This is a genomic window from Mesorhizobium kamtschaticum (assembly GCF_056174585.1).
Window position 1 is genome coordinate 4,243,723 of sequence record NZ_CM149691.1, and the last position, 24,672, is coordinate 4,268,394.

General features: G+C 63.4%; 17 protein-coding genes and 2 pseudogenes. 12 read left to right on the forward strand and 7 right to left on the reverse strand.

Features of this window, described 5'->3' with window-relative positions; translation table 11 throughout:
• Entirely contained in the window at positions 1–2,154 is a 2,154-nt protein-coding gene (locus AC0V7N_RS20935; RefSeq protein WP_475450313.1) for a vWA domain-containing protein, read from the forward strand.
• Between the two features lie 282 nt (positions 2,155–2,436).
• Entirely contained in the window at positions 2,437–2,706 is a 270-nt protein-coding gene (locus AC0V7N_RS20940) for a hypothetical protein (RefSeq protein ID WP_475450314.1), read from the forward strand.
• 12 nt (positions 2,707–2,718) lie between these two features.
• Here AC0V7N_RS20940 and bmt read toward each other — a convergent pair whose 3' ends face one another.
• Positions 2,719–3,741, reverse strand: a complete 1,023-nt coding sequence (gene bmt, locus AC0V7N_RS20945; RefSeq protein WP_475450315.1) for a betaine--homocysteine S-methyltransferase — start codon at positions 3,739–3,741, stop codon at positions 2,719–2,721.
• 117 nt (positions 3,742–3,858) lie between these two features.
• Complete coding sequence (locus tag AC0V7N_RS20950) at positions 3,859–4,716, reverse strand: helix-turn-helix domain-containing protein (RefSeq protein WP_475450316.1); 858 nt, start codon at positions 4,714–4,716, stop codon at positions 3,859–3,861.
• Between the two features lie 230 nt (positions 4,717–4,946).
• Between AC0V7N_RS20950 and AC0V7N_RS20955 the strand changes: the two genes are divergently transcribed.
• Together AC0V7N_RS20955 and AC0V7N_RS20960 are read left to right on the forward strand one after the other, a co-directional pair.
• Complete coding sequence (locus tag AC0V7N_RS20955) at positions 4,947–5,957, forward strand: fatty acid desaturase (protein WP_475450317.1); 1,011 nt, start codon at positions 4,947–4,949, stop codon at positions 5,955–5,957.
• A gap of 87 nt (positions 5,958–6,044) precedes the next feature.
• A pseudogene (locus tag AC0V7N_RS20960) lies at positions 6,045–6,871 on the forward strand (phosphate/phosphite/phosphonate ABC transporter substrate-binding protein).
• Here the strand turns inward: AC0V7N_RS20960 and AC0V7N_RS20965 are convergent.
• The 3 genes from AC0V7N_RS20965 to AC0V7N_RS20975 all read right to left on the reverse strand — a co-directional run bounded on the left by AC0V7N_RS20965 (position 6,836) and on the right by AC0V7N_RS20975 (position 12,418).
• On the reverse strand, positions 6,836–8,191 hold the full coding sequence (locus tag AC0V7N_RS20965) for a M24 family metallopeptidase (protein WP_475450318.1): 1,356 nt from the start codon (positions 8,189–8,191) through the stop codon (positions 6,836–6,838). The pseudogene AC0V7N_RS20960 and the gene AC0V7N_RS20965 overlap by 36 nt on opposite strands.
• 9 nt (positions 8,192–8,200) lie before the next feature.
• Positions 8,201–10,771 carry a GcvT family protein gene (locus AC0V7N_RS20970; RefSeq protein WP_475450319.1) on the reverse strand — a complete coding sequence of 857 codons (2,571 nt, stop codon included), beginning with the start codon at positions 10,769–10,771 and terminating at the stop codon, positions 8,201–8,203.
• A gap of 69 nt (positions 10,772–10,840) precedes the next feature.
• Positions 10,841–12,418 carry a trimethylamine methyltransferase family protein gene (locus AC0V7N_RS20975; protein ID WP_475450320.1) on the reverse strand — a complete coding sequence of 526 codons (1,578 nt, stop codon included), beginning with the start codon at positions 12,416–12,418 and terminating at the stop codon, positions 10,841–10,843.
• A 254-nt stretch (positions 12,419–12,672) separates the two neighbouring features.
• Between AC0V7N_RS20975 and AC0V7N_RS20980 the strand changes: the two genes are divergently transcribed.
• The 6 genes and pseudogenes from AC0V7N_RS20980 to AC0V7N_RS21005 all read left to right on the forward strand — a co-directional run bounded on the left by AC0V7N_RS20980 (position 12,673) and on the right by AC0V7N_RS21005 (position 20,023).
• Complete coding sequence (locus AC0V7N_RS20980) at positions 12,673–13,854, forward strand: MFS transporter (protein WP_475450321.1); 1,182 nt, start codon at positions 12,673–12,675, stop codon at positions 13,852–13,854.
• Positions 13,851–15,011: an MFS transporter gene (locus tag AC0V7N_RS20985; protein ID WP_475450322.1), complete on the forward strand. Its 1,161-nt coding sequence runs from the start codon at positions 13,851–13,853 to the stop codon at positions 15,009–15,011. Before AC0V7N_RS20980 ends, AC0V7N_RS20985 begins: the two co-directional genes overlap by 4 nt.
• 98 nt (positions 15,012–15,109) lie before the next feature.
• Positions 15,110–17,172: pseudogene (locus AC0V7N_RS20990) on the forward strand (prolyl oligopeptidase family serine peptidase).
• 244 nt (positions 17,173–17,416) lie between these two features.
• Positions 17,417–18,796 (forward strand): aspartate aminotransferase family protein, encoded by a 1,380-nt coding sequence (locus AC0V7N_RS20995; protein WP_475450324.1) that lies wholly within the window; start codon positions 17,417–17,419, stop codon positions 18,794–18,796.
• Between the two features lie 199 nt (positions 18,797–18,995).
• Positions 18,996–19,301 (forward strand): hypothetical protein, encoded by a 306-nt coding sequence (locus AC0V7N_RS21000; RefSeq protein ID WP_475450325.1) that lies wholly within the window; start codon positions 18,996–18,998, stop codon positions 19,299–19,301.
• A gap of 110 nt (positions 19,302–19,411) precedes the next feature.
• Positions 19,412–20,023 carry a cytochrome c oxidase assembly factor Coa1 family protein gene (locus AC0V7N_RS21005; RefSeq protein WP_496627222.1) on the forward strand — a complete coding sequence of 204 codons (612 nt, stop codon included), beginning with the start codon at positions 19,412–19,414 and terminating at the stop codon, positions 20,021–20,023.
• A 320-nt stretch (positions 20,024–20,343) separates the two neighbouring features.
• On the opposite strand, the gene mmsB is transcribed toward AC0V7N_RS21005, so the two are convergent.
• A complete protein-coding gene (gene mmsB, locus AC0V7N_RS21010; RefSeq protein WP_475450327.1) occupies positions 20,344–21,228 on the reverse strand; it encodes a 3-hydroxyisobutyrate dehydrogenase in 885 nt (294 codons plus the stop codon).
• Positions 21,229–21,254: 26 nt separating this feature from the next.
• Positions 21,255–22,421 carry an isobutyryl-CoA dehydrogenase gene (locus tag AC0V7N_RS21015; protein ID WP_475450328.1) on the reverse strand — a complete coding sequence of 389 codons (1,167 nt, stop codon included), beginning with the start codon at positions 22,419–22,421 and terminating at the stop codon, positions 21,255–21,257.
• Between the two features lie 144 nt (positions 22,422–22,565).
• On the opposite strand from AC0V7N_RS21015, the gene AC0V7N_RS21020 reads away from it, so the two are divergent.
• Both AC0V7N_RS21020 and AC0V7N_RS21025 read left to right on the forward strand, forming a co-directional pair.
• A complete protein-coding gene (locus tag AC0V7N_RS21020; protein ID WP_475450329.1) occupies positions 22,566–23,180 on the forward strand; it encodes a dimethylsulfonioproprionate lyase family protein in 615 nt (204 codons plus the stop codon).
• Positions 23,180–24,655 (forward strand): cobyric acid synthase, encoded by a 1,476-nt coding sequence (locus AC0V7N_RS21025; RefSeq protein WP_475450330.1) that lies wholly within the window; start codon positions 23,180–23,182, stop codon positions 24,653–24,655. The genes AC0V7N_RS21020 and AC0V7N_RS21025 overlap by 1 nt, the downstream gene beginning before the upstream one ends.
• Positions 24,656–24,672: the final 17 nt, after the last annotated feature.

Consider the following 24,672-nt stretch of genomic DNA (forward strand, 5'->3'; position numbering starts at 1 on the left):
ATGGTCGACGACAACGAACTCAAGAAGCTGCGCGATATCGCGGCACCGGCACCGGGCGAGAGCGCGAAGGCGCGCGCCTTTGAAGCCGCCCTGCGCGCCTATGATCAGGAAAATATTTCCGCCGTCACCCAAGGATCGGTCGGCGGCCTTCGTCTCACAGAGCGAGCACAAAAGCTCTGGAGCGAGATCATGCAAAAGAAACTCATTGCCACGCCGGCCATTGCCGGGCTCGTCGCCCTGCCGATCGCCGGATACGCCACCTTCCATCTGCTGAGGGAACAGCCGCCCAAATTCGGCGGCGATGAAAAAATCACCGAGACGCTGGCCGACAAGCCGGCGACCCTGAAGCCGGCCGAGCCGAAGCAGGCTCCGACCGGGTTGGAGAAGGACAAGAAGGCCGACGCGGATGTAGAAAGCCGCGATGCCAGCGACGCGCTTGTCGCGCCGGCTTCGCCGCCGAAATCCGAAACGACCGCTGCTGGCGGCGTGGCGCAGCAGGATGCACTGGGGCGTGGTGTGCCTGCTGACGCTCCGGCAACAGTCAATGAACTCGAGTCGGGCACTTTGAAGGCCTACAAGCCGGCGCCGGCCCCGACGGGCGAGTTCGCGTTGGATGGCACCACGACCGCGCCCTACGCATCGCGGGTTGACCGTATGCCGGCCGACTCCAAACTGATGGCGCCGCAGCCCACCGCGCCGGCCGACCAGATCGCGCCGCAGGAGGAGAACCACAACCGCGTCCAGGATTTCAAGACCAATCCGGTGCATGCGGCACTGGAAGAGCCGGTTTCGACCTTCTCGATCGACGTTGACACCGCCTCCTACTCCTTCGTGCGCCGTTCGCTGAAGGAAGGCTCGGTGCCGCAGGCCGACACGGTCCGTGTCGAGGAGATGATCAACTACTTCCCCTATGACTGGAAGGGTCCGGACTCGGCGTCGACGCCGTTCAATTCGACCGTCAGCGTCATGCCGACGCCGTGGAACGATCACACCAGGCTGATGCATGTTGCCATCAAAGGCTTCGACATCAAGCCGACCGAGCAGCCGAAGGCCAATCTGGTGTTCCTGATCGACGTCTCGGGTTCGATGGACGAGCCGGACAAGCTGCCGCTGCTCAAATCGGCATTCCGGCTGCTGGTCAGCAAGCTGAAGGCCGACGACACGATCTCCATCGTCACCTATGCCGGTGAAGCCGGCACCGTGCTGATGCCGACCAAGGCTGCCGAGAAGGACAAGATCCTCAATGCCATCGACAATCTGACGCCCGGCGGCTCGACCGCCGGCGAGGCCGGCATCAAGGAGGCCTATAAGCTTGCCCAGCAGTCCTTCATCAAGGACGGCGTCAACCGGGTGATGCTCGCCACCGACGGCGACTTCAATGTTGGCCAGAGCGACGACGATGATCTGAAGCGCCTGATCGAGCAGGAGCGCAAAAGCGGTGTCTTCCTGTCGGTGTTCGGCTTCGGCCACGACAATCTGAACGACCAGATGATGCAGACCATTGCCCAGAACGGCAACGGCACCGCCGCCTATATCGATACGCTGGCCGAGGCGGAAAAGGTGCTGGTCGAGGATGCCTCCTCGACGCTGTTCCCGATCGCCAAGGACGTGAAGATCCAGGTCGAGTTCAACCCGAACAAGGTCTCCGAATATCGCCTGATCGGCTACGAGACCCGGGCGCTCAACCGCGAGGATTTCAACAATGACCGCGTCGATGCCGGCGATATCGGCTCGGGCCATTCGGTCACCGCGATCTATGAGATCACGCCGAAGGGCAGTGGCGGCGAGCAGATCGATCCGCTGCGCTACGGCCAGGCTACGGTCAACAATGGCGGCGTCGCCAACGCGGACGAATATGCCTTCGTCAAGATCCGCTACAAGCTGCCCAACGAAGACATCTCGAAGCTGATCACCACGCCGGTGACATCGGCCAACGAGGTGGCGTCCTTCGACCAGGCCAGCACCGACCAGCGCTTCTCCGTCGCCGTCGCGGCCTTTGGCCAGAAGCTGCGCGACGAGGATGCGACCGCGAAGTTCGGATACGACAAGATCATGGAGATTGCCACTGCCGCCCGAGGAGCCGACCCGTTTGGGTACAGGTCCGAGTTCCTTTCGCTTGTGCGCCTTGCCTCGGCGCTGGGCGGTAACCGGTAGTGGCGATGACGGCCGGTTTCTTTCAGATGGGATCGTTCTGATACGGGAAACCGGCCTACGGGCGGGTGAGGCAGGCCGGCGAGGGGTTCATTCCCTTGCCGGCCTTTTTTCGGATCTATTGATATTCAGGCGAGACCGGCCTGTGGCCTGACCTGAATATCAACAGATGCTAAGGCGCGGCCTTAACCCGCATGATCGTTAAATTGCGCGACATTTCCGGTACCGGATCGCAATGTCCTCTTGCTACACCGGACAGGTCTACAGGGCTTGAGGGAGCCGGAATTGCAGATCAGGACTATCGCCAACTCGATACCGCCGGCACGAGACGCTTCGTCGGTCTCATCGGCTCCATCAGCCGAATCCAGGCGCATCAGCGACGATGTCGCGCAGGCGCGCAATACAGCCATGTCGGCGCTGACCAATGACCGCTTCCGCGCCATGCTGGAACAGATCAGCGATCCGGCTGCATCCGGCGCGCTGATGACGATGCGCGGCGACAACGTGGTCGACTTCAAGTCGGCGCAGTCGAGCTACGCCGACAACAGCGAATAATCGAAGATATCTTCAGGCCCGGCTGCGGCGCCGCTCGCGGCGGGCTTCGCTGGTCTCGGCGGTGTTTTCCGTCGCCACCTTGTTGCGCATCGGACCGATGCGCTCGACAATTTTCTCAACCGTCGGACGATCCGCCTTGGTGTGGGCGTCGAGCGCCTTGCGCATGGCGGCAAGGTGCTGGAACGAGGTGCCGCAACAGCCACCGACGATCTTGGCACCGGCATCGACGGCGAGACGGACATAGTCGGCCATCAGTTCCGGCGTGCCGGAATAATGGATCTCGGTGCCGCGGAATTCGGGAATGCCGCAATTGCCTTTGACGATGACGGTCGCCTGCGGCTTCGCCTCTGTCATGTCGAGCAGCGAGGCCAGGATGTCGGAGGCGCCGACGCCGCAATTGGCGCCAACGCCGAGCGGAGCTTCAGACAGGCCGTCAACGACGCCGTGGATGTCTTTCGGCAACAGGCCCATCATGGTGCGGCCGGCGGTGTCGAAGGAACCGGTATAGGTGTAGGGCAGGCCGACGCGGATCGCGGCTTCTGCTGCGGCGCGAATCTCGTCGGGCGCTGACATGGTTTCGATCCAGGCGACTTCGGCGCCACCTTCCTTGAGACCCTCGATCTGCTCGGCAAAGGCGTCGACCGCCTCGTCATAGGTCATGGCGCCAAGCGGCACCAGCAATTCGCCGGTCGGGCCGACGGAGCCGGCGACGATCACCTTGCGGCCGGCCTTGTCGGCGACGGCGCGCGCAATCTCGGCGGCGCGTTTGTTCAGCGCATGCACGCGGTCCTGCGCATGATGGAGCTTGAGCCGATGGCGGGTGCCGCCGAAAGAATTGGTCAGGATGATGTCGGCGCCGGCATCGACGAAGTTCTGGTGCAGGCTGGTGATGGTGTCGGGCGCTGTCTCGTTCAGCAGCTCCGGCGCCTCGCCAGCCTCCAGGCCCATCGCGAACAGATTGGTGCCGGTGGCGCCATCGGCCAGCAGCACACCCTTTTCAGCCAGCAAGGCATCGATCGGATTGGTCGTCGTCATCGGATTGGCTTTCGTATTTCGAATTCAAATAAGGATATAAAGAAGTCTTTATGTCCAGTCAATGAAATAGCAATGAAATTGGCGGTGGCGATGGGCCTGCTCACGGCGCAGGGTCGATCAGACAGAGCCTGACGGGAACGACATGCCGGCCAGATTGCGCGCGTAGGCGGCGGCCTCGTGCGGGTTGATGTCGGCGGCGCGGATCAGATTGTCGAAATGCTGGGTCAGCGCCTGGATCGGCTGGGTGGCGTTCAGCACGACATACATGTCGCCGACATAGATGGCGGCGCGATAGGGGCCGAAGATGGTGAGCGGGATCGAATAGCGCATGCGGCCGTCATAGAGAAACAGGCGGAAGGTCGGGTAGAGATCGTCGAGCAATGTCGCCATATGGGCGAGTTGCTGCCTGCGGTCGGCTTCGGGAAAACGGTCCCAGACGCCGAGGCCGCGCGCAAAAATCTCCAGCGTGTGGCGCGGCATGCAGACTTCCATGTCGGTTTCCGGGCGCCGGTTGTATTCGATGCGGTATTGGGTCTCGCTGGCCTGGGCCAGGCGGCTCCTGTTGGTGATGTTGGCCTCGTAGTCGACCAGCGCGCGGGTTCGCAGCAGGTCAGGGATGCCGGCCGGCACGTAGCGGATCTTGGTGCCTGCGGCTTCAGCGAACCATCTGGCGAGCAGCGTGCGGTCGAAACCATCCGGCGCTTCCTCGATCTCCAGGCTTTCGCGGATTTCGCCGGTGACGCCTTCGTCCTGGCTGAGGCCGAGCAGCCAGTCCAGTGACACTTTGAATTCGGCGGCGATGTTGAGCAGCGTTTCGGCGCGTGGCAGGCGCGTCGAGGCGCCTGACATAAGCTGCGACAGCGCCGACCGATCGATGCCGACCGCTGACGCGAATGCCGACTGGTTGAGGTCGGACCGTGTCAGGAGCAGCTTCAAACGCTCCCGAAAGATTGCCGACAGGTCGCGTTTGTCCACTGTTCGTTCTCCGCGATCTCTTAGGAAAAATTTGCGCTAGAGCCGTCAAACCGGCGTCTCATGCGTAAATGAATCCCTAAGGTTGTTTACAATGTGTAACATGTGCGGTCAAATATGCGCAATCGCAACATTTTGTACACTTTGTCTCGTTGAGTGGAATCACTTCTCCTGACACTATGCTGTCAGGAACCACTGGGGGTTCCGGCGACTGAGGGACAGTGGTCGATAGCATGACAGGCAAGAGCATCAAGCGACGCAATGCACCGGCCATCGAGTGGCCCACCGTGGTTCTCGCTTTCTTCTGTTACGGAACATGGCTCGCCACCGGTTTCCTGCTCTGGCCCTCTTACCCTATCCTGGCGCTCGCCATCCTTGGCTTCATCCTGGCATTGCAATCATCGATCATGCACGAAGTGCTGCATGGCCATCCGACGCGCAGCGCGCTGATCAACGAAGCTTTCGTCTTCCTGCCGATCGGCCTCGTCTGGCCGTTCCGGCGCTTCAAGACGCTGCATCTGCGCCACCATGCCGACGAACGGCTGACAGATCCGCTCGACGATCCGGAAAGCTATTACCAGGCGCTGTGGCAGCATGACGATTTGCCGCCGACGATGAAATTCCTGCTCAAGATCAACAACACCATGGCCGGCCGTTTCTTCCTCGGCCCCTGGCTGTCCTGCGTCGGCTTCTTCATCGATGATGCGAAGCAGATCATGGCCGGCGACACGGTGATCCGCAAAGCCTGGCTGCTGCATGTGATCGGCCTCGCCATCGTGGCGCCGATCGTGCAGTTCGGTTTCGGCATTCCGCTGTGGCTCTACATTCTGGCGCCGGTCTGGCTTGGCCAGTCGCTGATCGCGATCCGTACCTTCGCCGAGCATCAGTGGTCCGAGCACCCGGAAGGCCGCACGGTGATCATCGAGCGCTCGCCGCTGTCGTTCCTGTTCCTCAACAACAATCTGCACTTCGTCCACCACAAGACGCCGACGGTGGCCTGGTACAGACTGCCCAAGCTGTTTCGCGAGCGCCGTGACGAATGGCTGCGGATGAACAATGGCTATGCCTATCCGAACTATTTCGCACTGATCAAAGCCTACGCCTTCAAGGCGAAGGAGCCGATCGTGCATCCGGTGCTGAGGCGCGCGCCTGAGCACGGCCGGGCGTTCAAGCCGCGCATCCGGGCGCGCAGCATCAATGGGCTTGGCAGCGCGCCGGTTCCGGCCGAGCCGCCAAAGGAATAATCCCGAGCCCAAACCCGTGTCGCCCAATTCTGCTTCGGCGCCGCGTTTTTGCGATCCTTTATCCAGATATGATGATTGAGTGTCGGCATGAGCGAATTGATTGCGGCGTTGCCGATGTATGACTGGCCTGAAGTGCGCGGCGAGGTTGACGCGCAGTGGACCCGTCTGCGCGATGCCTTCCGCCAAAAGGGCCTCGATGCGCCGCAAACCATCGTGCGCCGCAATGGCGACCTGCCGCCGGTGCCGGGCGGCATCCGCGATGCCGAGGGAGTCTTGATCGCGCCGGACCCGGCGCGATCGCCGCCGGACGAACTCGATTATCACAAGCTTTGGCTGCACCCGGCGCTGTTGTTCGCGCAGACCTGCTGGGGACCGATGGAACTCGGCCTGTCGAGCCATGTGCAAGTGGTCGGCCAGGCGAGCTACGACACCTATGAAGGCGGGCAGGGCGAGCTCTATCGAGCGCGCTGGTGATGCGGACGGGCGAGGGGCCGGAGGTTCGATCGCCCTCGGACGGCAAGGCCTCGCTGCCGCTCGACCTTATCCGCGGCAAGCGCTTCACCTTCAATGGGACCGATTCGATGTCGGGCATTATCGGGCTGACGCGCGACCTGCAGGCGGCTGGCGAAAGCCTCGACATCTTTTCGGCACGTAGCGCAAGCGGCGGCCATCGCGCCTCAATCGTCACCGTGGCCGAGGGCAAGGCGGATATCGCCGCGATCGACTGCGAAAGCTGGGCGTTGGCGCAACGTTTCGAGGCGGCCGCCCGCAAGGTCGCGATCGTCGGTTGGACGGCACGGCGCAAGGGGCTGCCCTTCATCACCGCCAGGACAACGCCCGAAAAAACAATCCGGGCAATGCGCGATGCGCTCGCAGAGCTAGCCGAGCAGCCTCGCATCCAGCGGGTAGGTTGAAAGCTGCTCGTTGCCGGTCTCGGTGATCAGGATCTGCTCCTCGATCTTGACGCCCTCGCGGCCGCCAAGCCTGCCGATATAGCTTTCCACGCACAGCACCATGCCTGGTTCGAGCACCCCGTCCGGCGTGTCCGGCGTCCAGTCGCTGGCATGCGGCAGCGTCGGGTATTCGTCGGCCAGGCCGACGCCGTGATAGAGCACGCCATAGCGGGTCGGGAAACAGTCCCCAGGCGGCACCGCCGAGCGCTCGACAAGATCGCGAAACGAGATGCCGGGTTGCATCAACTCAGTGTTGTGCGCGATCTGGTCGGCTGCAATGCGGAACAGGTCGCGCTGCTCGTTGGTCGGTTTTGCGTCGCCGCAGAGCCAGGTGCGCGACAGGTCGGCGCAAAAGCCGTAGGGGCCGATCAGGTCGGTGTCGAAGGCGATGAGGTCGCCTTCCTCGATTTTTCGCGACGAGCATTCCTGGAACCACGGATTGGTGCGCGGGCCTGACGCCAGCAGCCGCGTTTCGATCCACTCGCCGCCGCGCGCAATGTTGCCGCGATGCAGCTCCGCCCACAGCTCGTTCTCGGAGGTTCCTGATATCAGCGCCTGTTCCATCTCGCCCATCGCCGCCTCGCAGGCGACGATGGCGCGGCGCATGGCGAGGATTTCGTCTGATGATTTGATCAGCCGGGCATTCTCCATCACCGCTTCGCCATTGCCGATGGAGACACCAAGCCGCGCCAGTTCCTCGACGCCTTCCGGATTGATGTGATCGACGGCGATGCGATTGTTGCCGCCGCCATGTTCTCTCACCAGATCGGCGATGCCGGCGGCCCAGCGGCGGACTTTTTGTTCCGTGAGTTCGCCGCCGTAGAGATACATCCACGAAACGGCCGGGCGCACCTCGTCGACGACGCCGGAATGGTCGGACAGATGCTCGCAGGAAAAATAATCGAACAGTACCACCGGGCCTTCGGTGGCGACGAAACAATGCCGCGTCGGATTGTGCGCCACCCACAGCTGCATGTTGGTCGAGTCGGTGGCGTAGCGGATGTTGACCGGGTCGTAGAGCAGGGCGCCGGCATAGCCACGGCGCTTCAGCTCGGTGCGGATGCGCTCCAACCGGTATTTGCGCATCGCCGGAAGATCGGGCGCGGCAATGTCTGCCGCAGCCCATTCAGCTTCAGCCTGGGCGCCATAGCCCAGCACATGCTGGTTGAGCGAAGCCGCCTTTTCGCGGGAGGCATCGCGCAGGGCCTCGATCGAGCCTGATACAAACGGCATGATCTTGCGGTGGCGGCCGAAGCTGCCCTTTGGCCCCGCGCTGTCCATGGTCGAACCTCAGGTCCGCATCTTCTCGCCGCTCGGGTCGAACGGCGCCTCGACATTGATGCGCGCCGGACGGCGATGTCCGAGAATCTCGATCTCGAACAGGCCGGCACTCTCGTCCTCGGCCAATGCTGCCGGCACATAGCCCTGCGCCATCGACTTCTGGACATAGTGGGCGTAGCCACCCGAGGTCACCCAGCCGACCACGCGCCAGTCGCCATCGACAATGCCGCGCACGGCGGATGCGCCTTCGGCAGCCTTGGAGCCACGCACTTCCTTGCCTGATGTGTCGAAGCGCGGCGCGCCGTAGCCATGCGGCTTTTCCACCGTGCCAAAATCCTTGCTGACCTTGGCCCAGATCGGCTCGTCACCCATCACATCGGCATCGGCAGCGTCGACGATAAAGGAGACGCGGCGCAGTTCTGGCCCTTCCGCCTGTTCCTTGGCGGCGGCTTCGCGGCCGATAAAATCGTTCTTCTCGAGCTTGATGAAGCGGTCCATCGAACCTTCGAACGGGCCGTAGATCGGCCGCAACTCGCGGAACCAGGTCGGGAAGTTCTTTTCGAGACGCATCGACAGCAGCGCGCGCATGCCGAAATCGACCAGGCCGAACTCCTCGCCGGCATCCTTGATCGCCTTGTACACCAAGCGCTCATAAGCCGGCGCCATCCAAATCTCGTAGCCGAGGTCGCCGGTGTAGGTGATGCGGTTGACCAGGCACGGTGCGCCGCCGACCGCCATCTCGCGGAAATCCATGAAGCGGAAGGCTTTGGTCGAGATGTCGACGTCGACCAGCTTCTGCAAGAGGTCACGTGATTTCGGCCCGGCGATCGACAGGCCGACCAGCGTCTGGTCGAAGCGATGGATGCGCACTGACCCGTCCTTCGGCAGGTGCTTTTCGAACCAGCGCATGTGGTATTTCTGCGCAGCCGACGAACCCCAGATCATGAAGCGGTCTTCGCCGGCCTTGGCGATGGTGAAGTCGCCGATCAGCTTGCCGAACTCGTTGATCATCGGGGTGAGCACGATGCGGCCGGTCTTCGGCATGCGGTTGGTCATCAGCCGGTTGAGGAATTCTTCCGCGCCCGGTCCCGACACTTCGTATTTGGCGAAGTTGGCGATCTCGGTGACGCCGACGCGCTCGCGCGTGGCGCGCACTTCCTCGCCGATCGGGCCAAAATCGTTGGAGCGATGGAAGGAGACGATATCCTTGGGTTCCTTGCCCTTCGGCGCGAACCAGAGCGGGGTTTCCAGGCCCCAGCTGTCGCCCATGACGGCGTTGTTGGCGAGCATCGTGTCGTAGAGCGGCGTCGTCTGCGCCGGGCGTGCGGCCGGCAGTTCCTCATTGGGGAAGCGGATCGAGAAGCGGCGCGAATAGTTTTCGCGCACCTTGGCGTTGGTGTAGCGCAAGCCCGCCCATTCGCCGAAGCGGGCGACGTCCATGCCCCAGACGTCGAAGCCCGGATCGCCATGCACCATCCAGTTGGACAAAGCGAGGCCGACGCCGCCGCCCTGCGAGAAGCCGGCCATGACGGCGCAAGCGCACCAGAAATTGGTCAGGCCCTGCACCGGACCGACCAGCGGGTTGCCGTCTAGCGCGAAGGTGAAGGGACCGTTGATGATCTGCTTGATGCCGGCCTTTTCGATGCCGGGGAAATGCTTGAAGCCGATTTCCAGCGACGGCGCGATGCGGTCGAGATCCGGCGGCAGCAGTTCGTGGCCGAAATCCCATGGCGTGTTGACCGGCGACCACGGCTTGCAGGCCTTTTCATAGGTGCCGAGCAGGATGCCGTTGCGCTCCTGGCGGGTATAGATCTCGCCCTTGAAGTCGAGCACGCCGATCATCTCGCGGCCAGTCGACTTGTTGAATTCCTCGACCTCCGGCATCGGCTCGGTGAGCAGGTACATGTGCTCCATGGCCAGCACCGGCAGCTCGACGCCGACCATGCGGCCGATCTCGCGTGCCCACAGGCCGCCGCAGTTGACGACATGCTCGGCGTGGACCGTGCCCTGTTCGGTGACGACGTTCCAGGTGCCGTCCGGCTGCTGCGTCAGGTCGACGACGCGGTTGCGCAGCACGATCTCGGCGCCGAGTTTCTTGGCCGCCTTGGAATAGGCGATGGTGGTGCCGGACGGGTCGAGATGGCCTTCGACCGGATCCCACATGGCGCCGACGAAGTTGCTCTCGTCCATCAGCGGGAACATCGCCTTGGCTTCGGACGGCGTGATCAGTTCGGTGTCCATGCCGAGATAGCGGCCCTTGGCGTGTGCCAGACGCAGGAAATCCATGCGCTCCGGCGTATCGGCCATCATCACGCCACCAGTCAGATGCAGCGAGCAGGACTGGCCGGAGATTTCCTCGATCTCCTTGTAGAGCTGCACGGTGTAGGCCTGCAGCTTGGCGACGTTGGGGTCGCCGTTCAGCGTATGGAAGCCGCCCGCCGCGTGCCAGGACGAGCCGGAGGTCAGTTCCGAGCGCTCGATCAGCATGATGTCGGTCCAGCCGGCCTTGGCCAGGTGATAGAGCACCGAGCAGCCAACGACGCCGCCGCCGATGACAACCGCTTTTACGTGGGATTTCATGAAGATAGGTCCGTTTTTGCGTAAACTGAATCAGGGTTGGTGAGCGGGCGTGGCGACGGGGCTTCCCGATCAAAAATCGGTCGGCGCGCCGCCTTCGGCCGTGCGCTTTTCGACGAAGGCGTTGAGTTCCTCGCGGATGGCCGGGTCCATATACGGTTCTTCGTAGGACGCCAGCCGTTCTTTCCACACCCTGTTGGCCTTTTCCATCGCCGTCGGCGAGCCGGCTTCCGCCCAGGTCTCGAAATTGCGCCAGTCGGACAGGATCGGCGAGTAGAAGGCGTTCTTGTAGCGGTCCTGTGTGTGCTGAGTGCCGAAGAAATGGCCGCCGGGGCCGACCGACTGGATGGCGTCGAAGCCGAGCGCCTCGTCGGACATGTCGAGCGGGGTCAGGAATTCGGCCACCATCTGCAGCAAGTCGATGTCGAGAATGGTCTTCTCGTAGGAGCAGCGCAGGCCGCCCTCGAGCCAGCCGGCGGCATGCATCATCAGATTGCCGCCGCCCTGAATGGCGCCCCATAGCGAGAACACGCTCTCATAGGCCGCCTGCGCGTCGACCGTATTGGCGGCGCAAGTGTTGGAGGTGCGGTAGGGGATGTTGTAGCGGCGGGCCAGCTGGCCGCCGACGAGCTGCGCCTTCATGTATTCGGGCGTGCCGAAGGCCGGTGAGCCGGACTTCATGTCGACATTGGAGGTGAAGCCGCCATAGCCGACAGGCGCGCCCTTGCGCACCATCTGGGCAAAGGCGATGCCGGACAGCGCCTCGGCATTCTGCTGCACCAGCGCGCCGGCGATGGTGACAGGCGCCATCGCGCCGGACAGGGTGAAGGGCGTGACGATGACGACCTGGCCCTTGCTCGACATCTGGATGATGCCTTCCATCATCGGCACGTCGAGCTTGAGCGGCGAATTGGTGTTGATGATGGTGAAGACAGACGGCTCCGCGAGCAGCTGCTCGTGGCTGATGCCGCGCGCGATGCGGGTGATCTCGATGCCGTCGACATTGCGTTCCTTGCCGAGCGAATAGATGTGGAACACCTTGTCGGTCAGCGTGGCGAGGTCGCGGATGCATTCGAGGTGGCGGACCGACGGATGGATATCGGTCGGCTCGACCGGATAGCCGCCGGTGCAATTCAGGATGTTGTGCATCTGCGCCAGGCGCAAGAAGTTGCGATAGTCCTGCTGGTTGCCTGGCCGGCGGCCACGATCGATGTCGGAGCAATTGGGCGCCGACGCCATCATCGAGATGATCAGATTGTCGCCGCCGAAGCGCACATTGTGCGCGGGATTGCGGGAATGGATGGTGAATTCGGACGGGCAGTTCGACACCAGATCGAGGATCATATCGCTGTCGAAGCGTACGCGCTCGGAGCCTTCGCGCACATCCGCGCCATGCGCCTTCATGATGCGGCGGGCTTCGTCATGCAGGACGTCGACGCCGATTTCCCTGAGTACGCGCAAAGAGGCGAGGTGGATCGATTCCAGTTCGTCTTCGGAAACCAGTTTGGTCGGCGTCAGTGGATTTCTCAACTGGCGAAAAGCGGGCTGCTCAAAGGCGGCCGAGCCGCCGGCGCGCTTTCCGGCGCGGCCGCCACGGCGGGCACGGTCGGGTGCCTGGCCCGGTTCTGCAGATTGTAGGGCGGCGGTCATGATGGTCCTCGTACGATGCGATAGCGGGCGGCATAATGGACCGGCGGCCCGCCGGCCATTGCGGAGGCGGCGACCACTAGGGCGAGGGAAGCGACATGCCGGAACGGCAGTTGCGCGGCGCGCCATTCGCCTGATCGCCGTCGGGTTGGCGCAAGCGGATTTCCCTTGCCGGCCCTTTCTTCCCCGGATCGAACCGGTAGCTGGTGAGCCTTGCCGGCCGGGAGGTCTGCCGGCACCTCATATGGAATGACGGAATGGTGGCAACCGGCTCGAGCGAAGGCGAAGCGGGGACGCAGTGGGCAGCGCTCGCCGGCGTCACCGCCGCACTTGCCATGTTCGGCGCCGCGCAAGGTTTGAGCTCGCCGCTGTTCACGCTGCTGATGCAGAAGCAAGGTATGTCGCCCGGGTTGATCGGCCTGTCGGCGGCGATGATGCCGCTCGGGCTTATCCTGTCGGCCTCGTTCGTGCCGGCCGCGGTGCGGCTGGTCGGTGCACGAAACCTGGCGGTCGGCTGCTCGCTGATCGGCGCACTGTGCTTTTTGGCGATCGGCTATCTGCAGAACTGGGTGGCCTGGTATGTCATCCGCTTTATCATCGGCGTCGTCATCAACCCGCTCTATATCCTTGGCGAGGTCTGGGCGCTGTCGCTGGCGCCGCCTTCGCGGCGTGGCCGGGTGATGGGTGTGTTCAACACGCTGATGGGCGCCGGCTATGCAGCGGGACCCTTCACCTTGACCTTCATCGGCACATCGGGCTGGGCACCGTTCAGCGTCGGTGTCGGCGGCTTCTTGCTTTGCGCGGTCATTCTGCGCCTTGTCTCGTCAAAACTCACCGGCTTCGAGGATGACGGCCAGCCTGCCGGCAGCTTCATCGGTTTTGCCAGGCTGGCGCCGGCGCTGCTGCTGGCCGTGCTGGTCTCGGCCGCCGTCCAGCAAAGCACCTATGCGCTGGTCCCGGTCTTCGGCGCCGGCTATGGCCTGCCGGAGGCCGTGCTCGCCGCTCTGGTGATGGCGCTGTCCCTCGGCAACATCCTGCTGCAGATCCCGCTCGGCCTGCTCGCCGAGCGCTTCGGCGGCCGCCCGATGATCGTAGCCTGCGCGGTGGCGACAACGGTTTGCGCGGCGCTGCTGCCGCTGCTGATCATGACGCCGCTGATCTGGGTCGTGTTGCTGGTGATGGGCGCGGTCGGTTACGGCGTCTATACGATGGCGCTGGTCGAACTCGGCAGCCGCTTCAAGGGCACGCTGCTCGTCACCGGGAATGCGGCCTTCGCCTTGCTGTGGGGCGTTGGCGGCATTGTCGGCCCGCCGGGCGCCGGCCTGCTCATGCAAGGCATCGGTCCGCTCGGGCTGCCGATCGTGATCATCGGCCTCGACGCCCTGCTGGTGATCTTCGCGCTCTATCGCTCATCGGTCCGCCGGAGCAGCAAGGCATGACCGCGGCGGATTCGGAAACTGGCGAAGGAATGCAATGGGCGGCGATCACCGGCGTGATCGCGACCGTTTCGGTGTTCGCCATCGCGCAGGGCCTGTCTTATCCGCTGCTGAGCTTCATCCTGCAGCGCCAGGGCGTGTCGCCGGCGATGATCGGCCTGTCGGCGGCGATGACGCCGATCGGCTTCATCATCTCGTCGCCGCTGATCCCGGGGCTGGCGCGGCGGTTCGGGGCAGGGCGCACGGCGCTTACTTGTGCCGCACTCTCGGCTGTCGTGCTGGCGCTGATCGGCTGGACGCAGAATGTCTATCTGTGGTTCCCGCTGCGCTTCCTGATCGGCGTGGTGACCAATCCGCTCTATGTCTTAAGCGAAATCTGGGTGATCGCGCTGGCGCCGCCGGCCCGGCGCGGCCGCATCATGGGCGTCTATTCGACGATCATCTCGGCCGGCTTTGCCACCGGGCCGCTTTGCCTGCTGGCCGTCGGCACGCAGGGGTGGCCGCCCTTCCTCGTCGGCATCTGCGCCTTCGTGCTGTGCGGCATCTGCCTGGCGTCGGTGCTGCCGCGCCTGCCAAAGGTGGACGAGGCCGGGCATCAGGTTTCCGTCCTGGGCTTCGTGCCGATGGCGTGGCTGCTTCTGTTCGCCGTCATCGTGGCCGCTGGTTTCGAGCAGGGCGCGCTGGCCTTGCTGCCGGTCTATGGCACCCATCACGGCATCGCGGAAATCCGCATGTCGGCGCTGCTGTCGATGATGATCGCCGGCAACATCGCCATGCAGGTACCGCTCGGGCTGCTGGCGGAGAGGCTGACCGCACGCCTGGTGCGGCTTGCCTGTGTTTCCTTGACGGTGCTTGGATGCGTGCTGCTGCCGCTTCTCATCGAAACGCCGCTGATCTGGCCGATGATCTTCGTCTGGGGCGCGGTTTCCTACGGCATCTACACGATGTCGATCATCGAACTCGGCGAGCGCTTCACCGGCTCGACACTGGTCGCCGGCAACGCCGCGTTCTCGCTGATGTGGGGCGTCGGTGGCATCGCCGTGCCGCCGCTGGCTGGTACCGCCATGGACATACTGGGCGCAAGAGGCCTGCCGATCACGCTTGGCCTGCTATGCCTGGCGCTGGCGGTTGCGAGCGTCGCTGGTCGCGGGAAGGCCTGAATGCTCTGCCGAGATGCCGCAGCTATTGAATGCAGCTATTGAATATCGGACGCGACATGTCGATGTTGCATGCCGACGCATTGCCTATCGGAGATTCCATGACCAAGCCCATCACCAAGCCGGAAACCGGCGCCGCAGACCCCTTCCTCTGGCTGGAGGACAGGACAAGCAGACAGTCGCTCGACTGGGTGCATGGCCAGAACGAGATCACGGTTGGCGAATTGCAGGGCGATCCATCCTATCAGGCGTCATTCCAGACCGCGCTCGACCTGATGACGGCCGAGGACAATATCGCCGTCGGCGCGGCCATCGCCGGCCATGTCTACAATTTCTGGCAGGACAAGACCAATGCGCTCGGCCTGTGGCGCCGCACGACGGTCGCTTCCTACAAGACCGAAAAGCCGGTGTGGGAAACGATCATCGACTTCGACCTGCTTGCGGCGAAAGAGGGGGTAAAATGGGTGTTCAGCGGCGCCAGCCGGCTCTATCCGGACTTCAGCCGCTGCCTGCTGTCGATGTCGCCGGATGGTGGCGATGCCAGCGAAATGCGCGAATTCGACATTGAGACCAAATCGTTTATCGAGGGCGGGTTTCGCGCGCCGGCGTCGAAGTCGGGTTTCAGCTGGCTGGATAAGGACACGGTCATCGTCTCGGCGGCTTTCGAGGACGCTGACAAGACCGAGTCCGGCTATCCACGGGTGATCAAGCTCTGGAAGCGCGGCACCAAGCTGGAAGAGGCGACGCCGATCTTCGAGGCGCAGAAGAAGATCTCGCCGCCGGAGCCGGTGTCGAGTTCGACGGCGACAAGCGTCACGTGTTCCTGGCGCGGGCAATCAATTTCTTCGCATCGCACAGCTTCCTGCATCTCCCGTCCGGTGAAAACCGGCGCGTTCCGCTGCCCGACGATGTCACCGACACATCGCTGTTCAAGGACCAGCTGCTGTTCGGGGTGCGCACGCCGTGGACGGCGCCGGACGGCACCGCCTGCCAGCCGGACGGGCTTTACTCGCTCGATTTCGCTTACTGGATCGAAACCGGCAGTTTTGGCGCGATCGAAACCCTGCTGGCACCGGCCTATCGCGTGTCGATCGCCGGCATTGCCCGCACGCAGGAGCGGCTGTTCATCAGCCTGATGGACAATGTGCGCGGCAAGGTTCTCGTCTGCGAGCGCAAGGACGGCGCCTGGTCCATGAAGCCGGTGGCGTTGCCTGAAAACGGCACTGTCGGCATCAGCCATGCCGAGCATTTCGGCTCCAGCGTGTCGTTTTCCTTCACGGATTTCCTGACGCCGAGCTCGATCATCTGGTCGGATGACGATAGCGAGACGCTCGCCACGGTGAAGTCGCAACCGGCGCGGTTCGATGCCTCGCCGCTGATCTCGGAGCAGTTCGAGGCGCGCTCGAAGGACGGCACGATGATCCCGTATTTCGTGGTCAGGCGGCGCGACCAGAAGGGGCCGGTGCCGACGCTGCTCTACGGCTATGGCGGGTTCGAAGTGCCGCTCTTGCCCGGCTATGCCGGCGTGCGCGGCAGGCTGTGGCTGGAGAAGGGCAACGCCTATGTCCAGGCCTGCATCCGCGGCGGTGGCGAGTTTGGGCCTGCCTGGCATCAGGCGGCGCTGAAAGGCAATCGCCAGAACGGTTATGATGATTTCGCCGCGGTGGCTGAGGACGTCGTCAGGCGCGGCATCGCGACGGCTCAATCGCTCGGTATCCAGGGCGGCTCGAATGGCGGCCTGCTGACCGGCGTTTCGCTGACGCAGCATCCGGAGCTGTTCGGCGCCGTCATCATCGAGGTGCCGCTGCTCGACATGCTGCGCTACACGCAATTGCCGCCCGGCGCCTCCTGGATGGCCGAATATGGCGATCCGTCACAGCCGGAAGACGCGAAATGGCTGTCCGCCTATTCGCCCTACCAGCATGTCGACGCCGGGGCCGCCTATCCGCCGGTATTGCTGACAACCTCGACCGCCGATGACCGGGTCCATCCCGGCCATGCGCGCAAGATGGCGGCCCGCTTGCAGGAGGCCGGGCACGCCAGGACGCTGTTCTTCGAGGAGACCGAAGGCGGGCATGGCGGGCGTGGCGACCGCCGGCCGCAGGCGGCGCAGACGGCGATGAAGTATGTGTTCCTGCATCGGGCGCTGAGCGCCAAGGCCTGACACTTTCCATGGAGCCACTGAAGCGAAGGGTGGTTCACCTTGACCGCCCTTTGCTCTAAGGTGCCTGCCATGGCTCTCGCTAGATTATCAGCTCGCGCATTCCGGGTTGCGGTGACACCGTCATCGCGCACGCTGCGGGCGGAGCTTTTGCGTTTGTGCGCCCGCATCGGTTATTCGCCGCCTGCCATCCTCTGACGAATTCGCCCCGGCACCGCCGGAATGATTTCAGAGGAAAGATCCAGACATGACCTATCAGAATTATTCGCTGAAGCAGCTTCAGCAGATCGACGCCGCGCATCATCTCCATCCCTTCACCGACCACAAGGAATTGCGCGAGGCGGGTTCGCGCATCATCACCCACGCCAATGGCCCGTTCATCTACGATTCCGAAGGGGCCGAACTGCTCGACGGCATGGCCGGCCTGTGGTGCGTCAACATCGGCTATGGCCGCGACGAGCTGGCCGAGGCCGCCTATGCGCAGATGAAGGAACTGCCCTACTACAATTCCTTCTTCAAATGCTCGACGCCGACGCCGGTGCTGTTGTCCAAGAAGCTGGCCGAAATCGCGCCTAAGAACGTCAACCAGGTGTTCTACGGTTCATCCGGTTCGGAAGCCAACGACACAGCGTTGCGTCTTGTCCGCCACTACTGGGTGCTGGAAGGCAAACCGGAGAAGAACCGCATCATCTCGCGCAAGATGGCCTATCACGGTTCGACCATTGCCGGCACCTCGCTCGGCGGCATGGATGCCATGCACAAGCAGCTCAATGGCGCCGTGCCCAACATCGTCCATGTGATGATGCCCTATGCCTATGAGCTGGCACTGCCGGGCGAAAGCGATCATGATTTCGGCCTTCGCGCGGCTAAATCGGTCGAGGACGCCATCCTCGAAGCCGGCGCCGACAAAGTCGCGGCTTTCATCGGCGAGCCGGTGATGGGCGCGGGCGGCGTCAAGATCCCGCCGACGAGCTACTGGCCGGAAGTGCAGCGCATCTGCCGCAAATACGATGTGCTTTTGATGCTCGACGAGGTCATCACTGGCTATGGCCGCACCGGCGAGTGGTTCGCGGCGCAGACCTTCGGCATCGAGCCCGACACCATCACCACGGCAAAGGCACTGACGTCAGGCTATCAGCCGCTGTCGGCACTGCTGGTCGGCGACCGCATCACCTCGACGCTGGTCGAGAAGGGCGGCGAGTTCAACCACGGCTACACCTATTCCGGGCACCCCGTGGCCTGCGCCGTTGCCTTGAAGAACCTCGAGATCATCGAACAGGAAGGCCTGGTCGACCGCGTCAGGGACGACACCGGGCCTTATTTCGCCAAAGCCCTGCAGGAGCGCATTGCCGGGCATGACCTGGTCGGCGAGGTGCGCTCGATCGGGCTGATGGGTGCGATCGAGATCGTCAAGGACAAGGCGACCAAGGAACGTTTCCTGCCGTCGGGAAGTGCCGCGGTGACGGTGCGCGATCATGCCATCGCCAACGGCATGATGCTGCGCGCCACCGGCGACACGATGATCCTGTCGCCGCCGCTGATCTGGACCCGCGACACGATCGACATGGCCTGCGAGCGTATCGGCAAGGCGCTGGATCTGGCACAGGCGGATCTGCGCAAGCGCTAAGAGCCAACCTCGGCCGGGCGTTTCCTAGAGGGAAACGCCCGGCCTCGAGAACATGCTGCCGCAATGCGGAACTACTTCATCCTCCGCGCGTAGTGTGTGAGGCAGCGGCCAGCCTGGCTGCGACAAGGGGTTCATTTCCATGAGAAAAACCGGCAAGAGCCGACGCGCGCAAGAAGCAGCCAGCATCAGCGCGGACCTGATGCTGGCGCCGCTGGTGGCAATGATGCGCATGCCGTTGATGGCGATGGACGCCGGCAGCAGCCAGCCCTGGGGCACTGAAACCGCGCGTGCGGTGAACGAGAAGACCGCGGCAATCGCCGAGGGCGCGTTCGCGGCGCAAATGTCTGTCCTGCAGTCGGCATCGCGGTTCTGGCCGGAACTCCTTTCCGGTCGCACGCCGTCGCTGTTCAACGGCGTCGCGGCGGAACGGTCGATCAGTGCCGCGCTGAAGCCGGCCAGCCGCGCGGTGAAGGCGAATTTTCGACGTTTGTCGACAAAAAATTGATTGAAGCATCGAGTCGGACAAGGCCGCCGCGTCTCCGTCCGAGGTGGACGTGAAAACCGATTCCAGTTTTTGCGGTGCCTGCGCTAGAATCCGTCGGGTAGTCTTTGCCGATGGGGGACATCATGGCCGTGCAACCACTCAACCAGCCCGCTGAAATTCCGCCCGAACTCGACCGTTGGAACTGGGGCGCGTTTTTCTTCAACTGGATCTGGGGCATCGCCAACAACACCTTCATCGCGCTGTTGATGTTCGTCCCGCTGGTCAATATCGTCATGCTCTTCGTGCTGGGCGCCAAGGGCAGCCGCTGGGCTTGGCAGAATGTTTCCTGGCGCGATGCCGCGCATTTCCGCAGGGTCCAACGCAACTGGGCGATTGCCGGTTTCATTGCATTTGGGCTCGGGCTCGCCGGTGCCGCCGCCGTGGTCGGCGTTGTCCCTCGTCTCCTGAAGAACAGCGACGCCTATCGGCTAACCATGGATGCTGTTCGCGCCGATGGGCGCGTCAAGGCTGCCCTGGGCGAGAATATTGACGCCGGCTATTGGGTGCTAGGCAGCGTCCAGACTTTTGGAAACGAGTTCTGGCGACGCCCAGTTCAGCATGCGCATCCATGGCAGCCGTGGATCGGCCTGGGTGATGTCGCATGCTGTGCGCAGCGCGGGAAAATGGAACCTGCGCCTGCTTGTCGTCATGGCGGGAGGGGCGCCAATCGTGCTGGTCGATGAGGATCATTTCGCCAGTCCAGAGGCGGGAACCAAAATATAATCGGACGACGCAGCAATAGTTCCAGAAACGCAAAAACCGCGCTCCATCGGGAACGCGGCTTTGCCAGATACGCATGGCGCTTCGCTACTCAAACACTTGGCGAAACTTACGGGCTCCGGTACGCGAGACCTGATCCGGAGCGCCGGGCGGATGCGATATGTCCGCCTCGCCATCCGTTTTATAGGGACATCGTTACCGCAGAGTTATCGAGAGCTTAAGCAAATCTAAATTTGCGGGTTTTCTGCCGGACGATTCCGGAAAAGCCCATAAAATCCGTTTGTTACGCTGGGTCACCCCTGAGAAAATTAATTATGCCGGAGAAATCGGCGCCGCCATGCCCCTGGGCGTTGAACAGGGCGTAGAGCTGTGCTGCTTCGGCGCCAAGCGGGGTCACCGCGCCTGCGCCAAGTGCTGCTTCCTGGGACAATTTCAGGTCTTTCAGCATAAGGGCCGCGGCAAAGCCGGGCTTGTAATCCCTGTTGGCAGGCGAGGTCGGCACCGGGCCGGGCACCGGGCAATAGGTGGTCAAAGACCAGCATTGTCCCGAAGAGGTCGAGGCGACGTCGAACAGCGCCTGATGCGACAGGCCGAGTTTTTCCGCCAGCACGAAGGCCTCGGCGACGCCGATCATCGAAATGCCGAGGATCATGTTGTTGCAGATCTTTGCCGCCTGGCCGGCACCGTCGCCGCCGCAATGGACGATGCGCCCGGCCATCGGCTTCAGGATCGGCTCGGCGGCGGCGAAGGCATCGTCGGAGCCGCCGGCCATGAAGGTCAGCGTGCCGGCTGTCGCTCCGCCGGTGCCGCCCGAAACCGGCGCGTCGATCGACTTGAGGCCGTGTTTTACGGCCGTCGCATGCGCCTTGCGCGCCGATTCGACGTCGATCGTCGAGGGATCGATGAACAGCGCGCCCTTTTTTGCTTTGGGCGCGATGTCCTCATAGACCGACAGCACGTGCTTGCCGGCGGGTAGCATGGTGATCACCACATCGGCGTCGTTCACGGCGGCCGGTGCGTTGGCCATTACGACGATGCCGTGGTCACGCGCGACGGTCAAATTCTCAGGCATCAGGTCGAAACCATTCACCGCATGTCCAGCCTTCACCAGGTTGGCGGCCATTGGATTGCCCATGTTACCGAGGCCGATGAAGGCGATCGTCGTCATTGTCTCACTCCCGGAGTTTGCTGGCTTCAGCGCCCGATCAAGGCGCGGGCGATGATGACGCGCATGATCTCGTTGGTGCCTTCGAGGATCTGATGGACGCGCAGGTCGCGCACCAGTTTCTCGATGCCGTAGTCGTGCAGATAGCCGTAGCCGCCAAGCAATTGCAGCGCATCGTTGGCGACGGTGAAGCCGGTGTCGGTGACGAAACGCTTGGCCATGGCAGACCATTTGCCGGCATCGGGCGCCTTGCGGTCGAGCTTGGAGGCCGCCGCATAGAGGAAGATGCGCGCGGCCTGCAGCTCGGTCTCCATGTCGGCCAGCCTGAACTGCAGCGCCTGGAACTGGTTGATCTTCGAGCCGAAAGCCTTGCGCTCGGCCGTGTAGGTTAGCGCCTTGTCAAGCGCCGACTGCGCACCGCCCAGCGAACAGGCGGCGATGTTCAGCCGGCCGCCATCGAGGCCGGCCATGGCGATGCCGAAACCGGCGCCTTCACCCGACAAAAGGTTTTCCGCCGGCACCTTGCAGTCCTCGAAGATGACCTGGCGGGTCGACTGCATATGCCAGCCCATCTTGTGCTCGTTGGCGCCGAAGGAGAGGCCGGGCGCATCTTCGGGCACGACGATGGTGGAAATGCCTTTCGGCCCGTCGGCGCCGGTGCGCACCATGACGGCATAGACATCGCTGTCGCCGGCGCCCGAGATGAACTGCTTGGCGCCGTTGAGGACATAGTCGCCGCCGCTTTTCACCGCGCGCGTATTCAGCGCCGCGGCATCGGAGCCGGAGCCCGGTTCGGTCAGGCAGTAGCTTGCCAGCCATTCCATCGAAGTCAGCTTTGGCAGGAAGCGTTGGCGCTGCTCGTCATTGCCGAAGCGGTCGATCATCGAGGCCACCATGTTGTGGATCGAGATGAAGGACGAGAAGGCAGGATCGGCGTGCGACAGCGCCTCGAAGATCAGCACGGCGTCGAGGCGGCCCAGCGCCGAGCCGCCGACATCGTCCCTGACATAGATGCCGCCGAGGCCGAGCGGTCCGGTCTCGCGGATCACATCGGCGGGAAAATGCTTCCTGCGGTCCCAGTCGAGCGCGTTCGGCGCGACGCGATCAGCGGCGAAGGACTGCGCCATCTCCTGGATGGCGCGCTGCTCCTCGTTGAGTTCGAACTGGCTGGTGCTCGCATCGACCGCGGCGTCCATGGCGTGCTCCCTATGTGCTGGCCAGCTAGCCCGCTGGCCTGTCGTTTTTGGCTTTGCGCGCGCACCAATCTAGACCAATGATGCCGCCGCGCAACCCGATCCCCTGCGGAGCGGCTGTGCATCAATGTATGTCCGGAGCGAGATGTGACGACAAAATTCGATGAACTGCTGCGACGCTTCCACGCCTATCTCGCTTGCGTGGATGACGCATTGGTACGCGACGCCGTGGCACGCATCGGTTGGGACATGCCGGCCCGCGCGCTGGAGCCGCATCCGCTCGGCTGCCTGCATCATCTCGATCGCGCCGCCGAACTGGCGCCATCCGATGCGAAGCCGCTGGTTCAAGTTCTGGCGGAGCAGCGCAACGAATTGCATTGGGGGCAGACCTACACCGAGGCTGATTTCGGCAAGGCCTTCATCGACAATTACGGCTGGCTGGAAATGTTCGGCACACGCGGCCATTTCGCCAATGACGCGGTGGCCGCCGGCCTGCTGATCCTCGGGCCTGGTATCGTCTATCCTGATCACCACCATGTTGCCGAGGAAATCTACATTCCGCTGACGGGCGGCACGGAATGGCGGATGGGCGAGGGCGGCTTTCGCGAGCGGGAGGCCGGCGAGATCGTGCACCATGCCTCGAATGTCAACCACGCCATGCGAACCGGCAACGCGCCGCTTTTGGCGCTCTACATCTGGCGCGACGGGCCGCTGGCGCAGAAATCCACGATCACCGGAACCGCGACGCAGGGCCAGAACTGATGGCCAAAGCGATCATGCTGCAAGGCACGGGTTCGGATGTCGGCAAGACGGTGCTGGTCGCAGGCCTTTGCCGCGCCGCGAAAAAGCGTGGTCTGAAGGTGCGGCCGTTCAAGCCGCAGAACATGTCGAACAATGCCGCGGTCGCCGACATTCCCGGCGACAACAACCATGGCGGCGGCGAGATCGGCCGCGCGCAATGGCTGCAGGCGATCGCTTGCGGCGTGGCGCCATCGGTCCATATGAACCCGGTGCTGCTCAAGCCGCAGACCGATGTCGGCGCGCAGGTCATCGTCCAGGGCAAGGTGTTCGGCGAGGCGCGGGCGCGCGACTACCAGGCGCTGAAGGTCCGGCTGATGGACGCCGTGCTGGACTCCTGGGGCAAGGTGGGCGAGGGCGCCGATCTGGTCATCGTCGAGGGCGCCGGCTCGCCGGCCGAAATCAACCTCAGAAGCCGCGACATCGCGAATATGGGCTTTGCCACGCGTGCCGATGTGCCGGTTGTGCTGGTCGGCGACATCGATCGCGGCGGCGTCATCGCCTCGGTCGCCGGCACGCATCTGATCCTGCCGGAAGAGGACCGGCGCATGATCGTCGGCTATCTCATCAACAAGTTCCGCGGCGATGTTTCGCTGTTCGACGACGGTTTGAAGGCGATCGAAAGATTCACCGGATGGCGCTGCTTTGGCGTCGTGCCATGGCTGAAGGCGGCAGCGCGGTTGCCCTCGGAGGATTCGGTGGTGCTGGAGCGACTGGCATCCGGTGAGGCGAGCGCGCTGAAAGTGGCGGTGCCGATGCTTGGCCGTATCGCCAATTTCGACGATCTCGACCCGCTCAAGGCCGAACCGCAGGTCGAAGTGGTGTTCGTGCCGCCGGGAAAGCCGCTACCGGCCGATGCCGGGCTGGTGGTTATCCCCGGCTCCAAATCGACGATCGGCGATCTCCTGAAATTCCGCGAGAATGGCTGGGACCGGGATCTTGCCGTGCACCGCAAGCGCGGCGGCCATGTCGTCGGCATTTGCGGCGGTTTTCAGATGCTTGGCCGTCGGGTGCGTGATCCCGACGGTATCGAGGGCAGCGTCACCGAGGCCGAAGGGCTCGGCCTGCTCGATATCGAAACGGTGATGGAGCCGGAGAAGACCGTGCGCAATGTCAGCGCCCGCTCGGTCCAATTCGATCTGCCGCTCGAAGGCTACGAAATCCATCTCGGCCGCACCATCGGCCCGGACACCATGCGGCCGTCGGCGATCATCAATGGTGTCGCGGACGGCGCGATCTCTACCGACGGTAAGGTCATCGGCACCTATATGCACGGCCTGTTCGGCGCCGACGGCTTTCGCGGGAAATTCCTCGAAAGCCTCGGCATCAAGGGCGGCGGCATCGACTATCGCGCCGAAGTCGAGCGGGCGCTGGACGACGTCGCGGCCGAGCTGGAGAACCACCTCGACTGTGACGCGCTTTTCGGGCTGGCTAGGTAGGGGCCCGTTGGCGAACC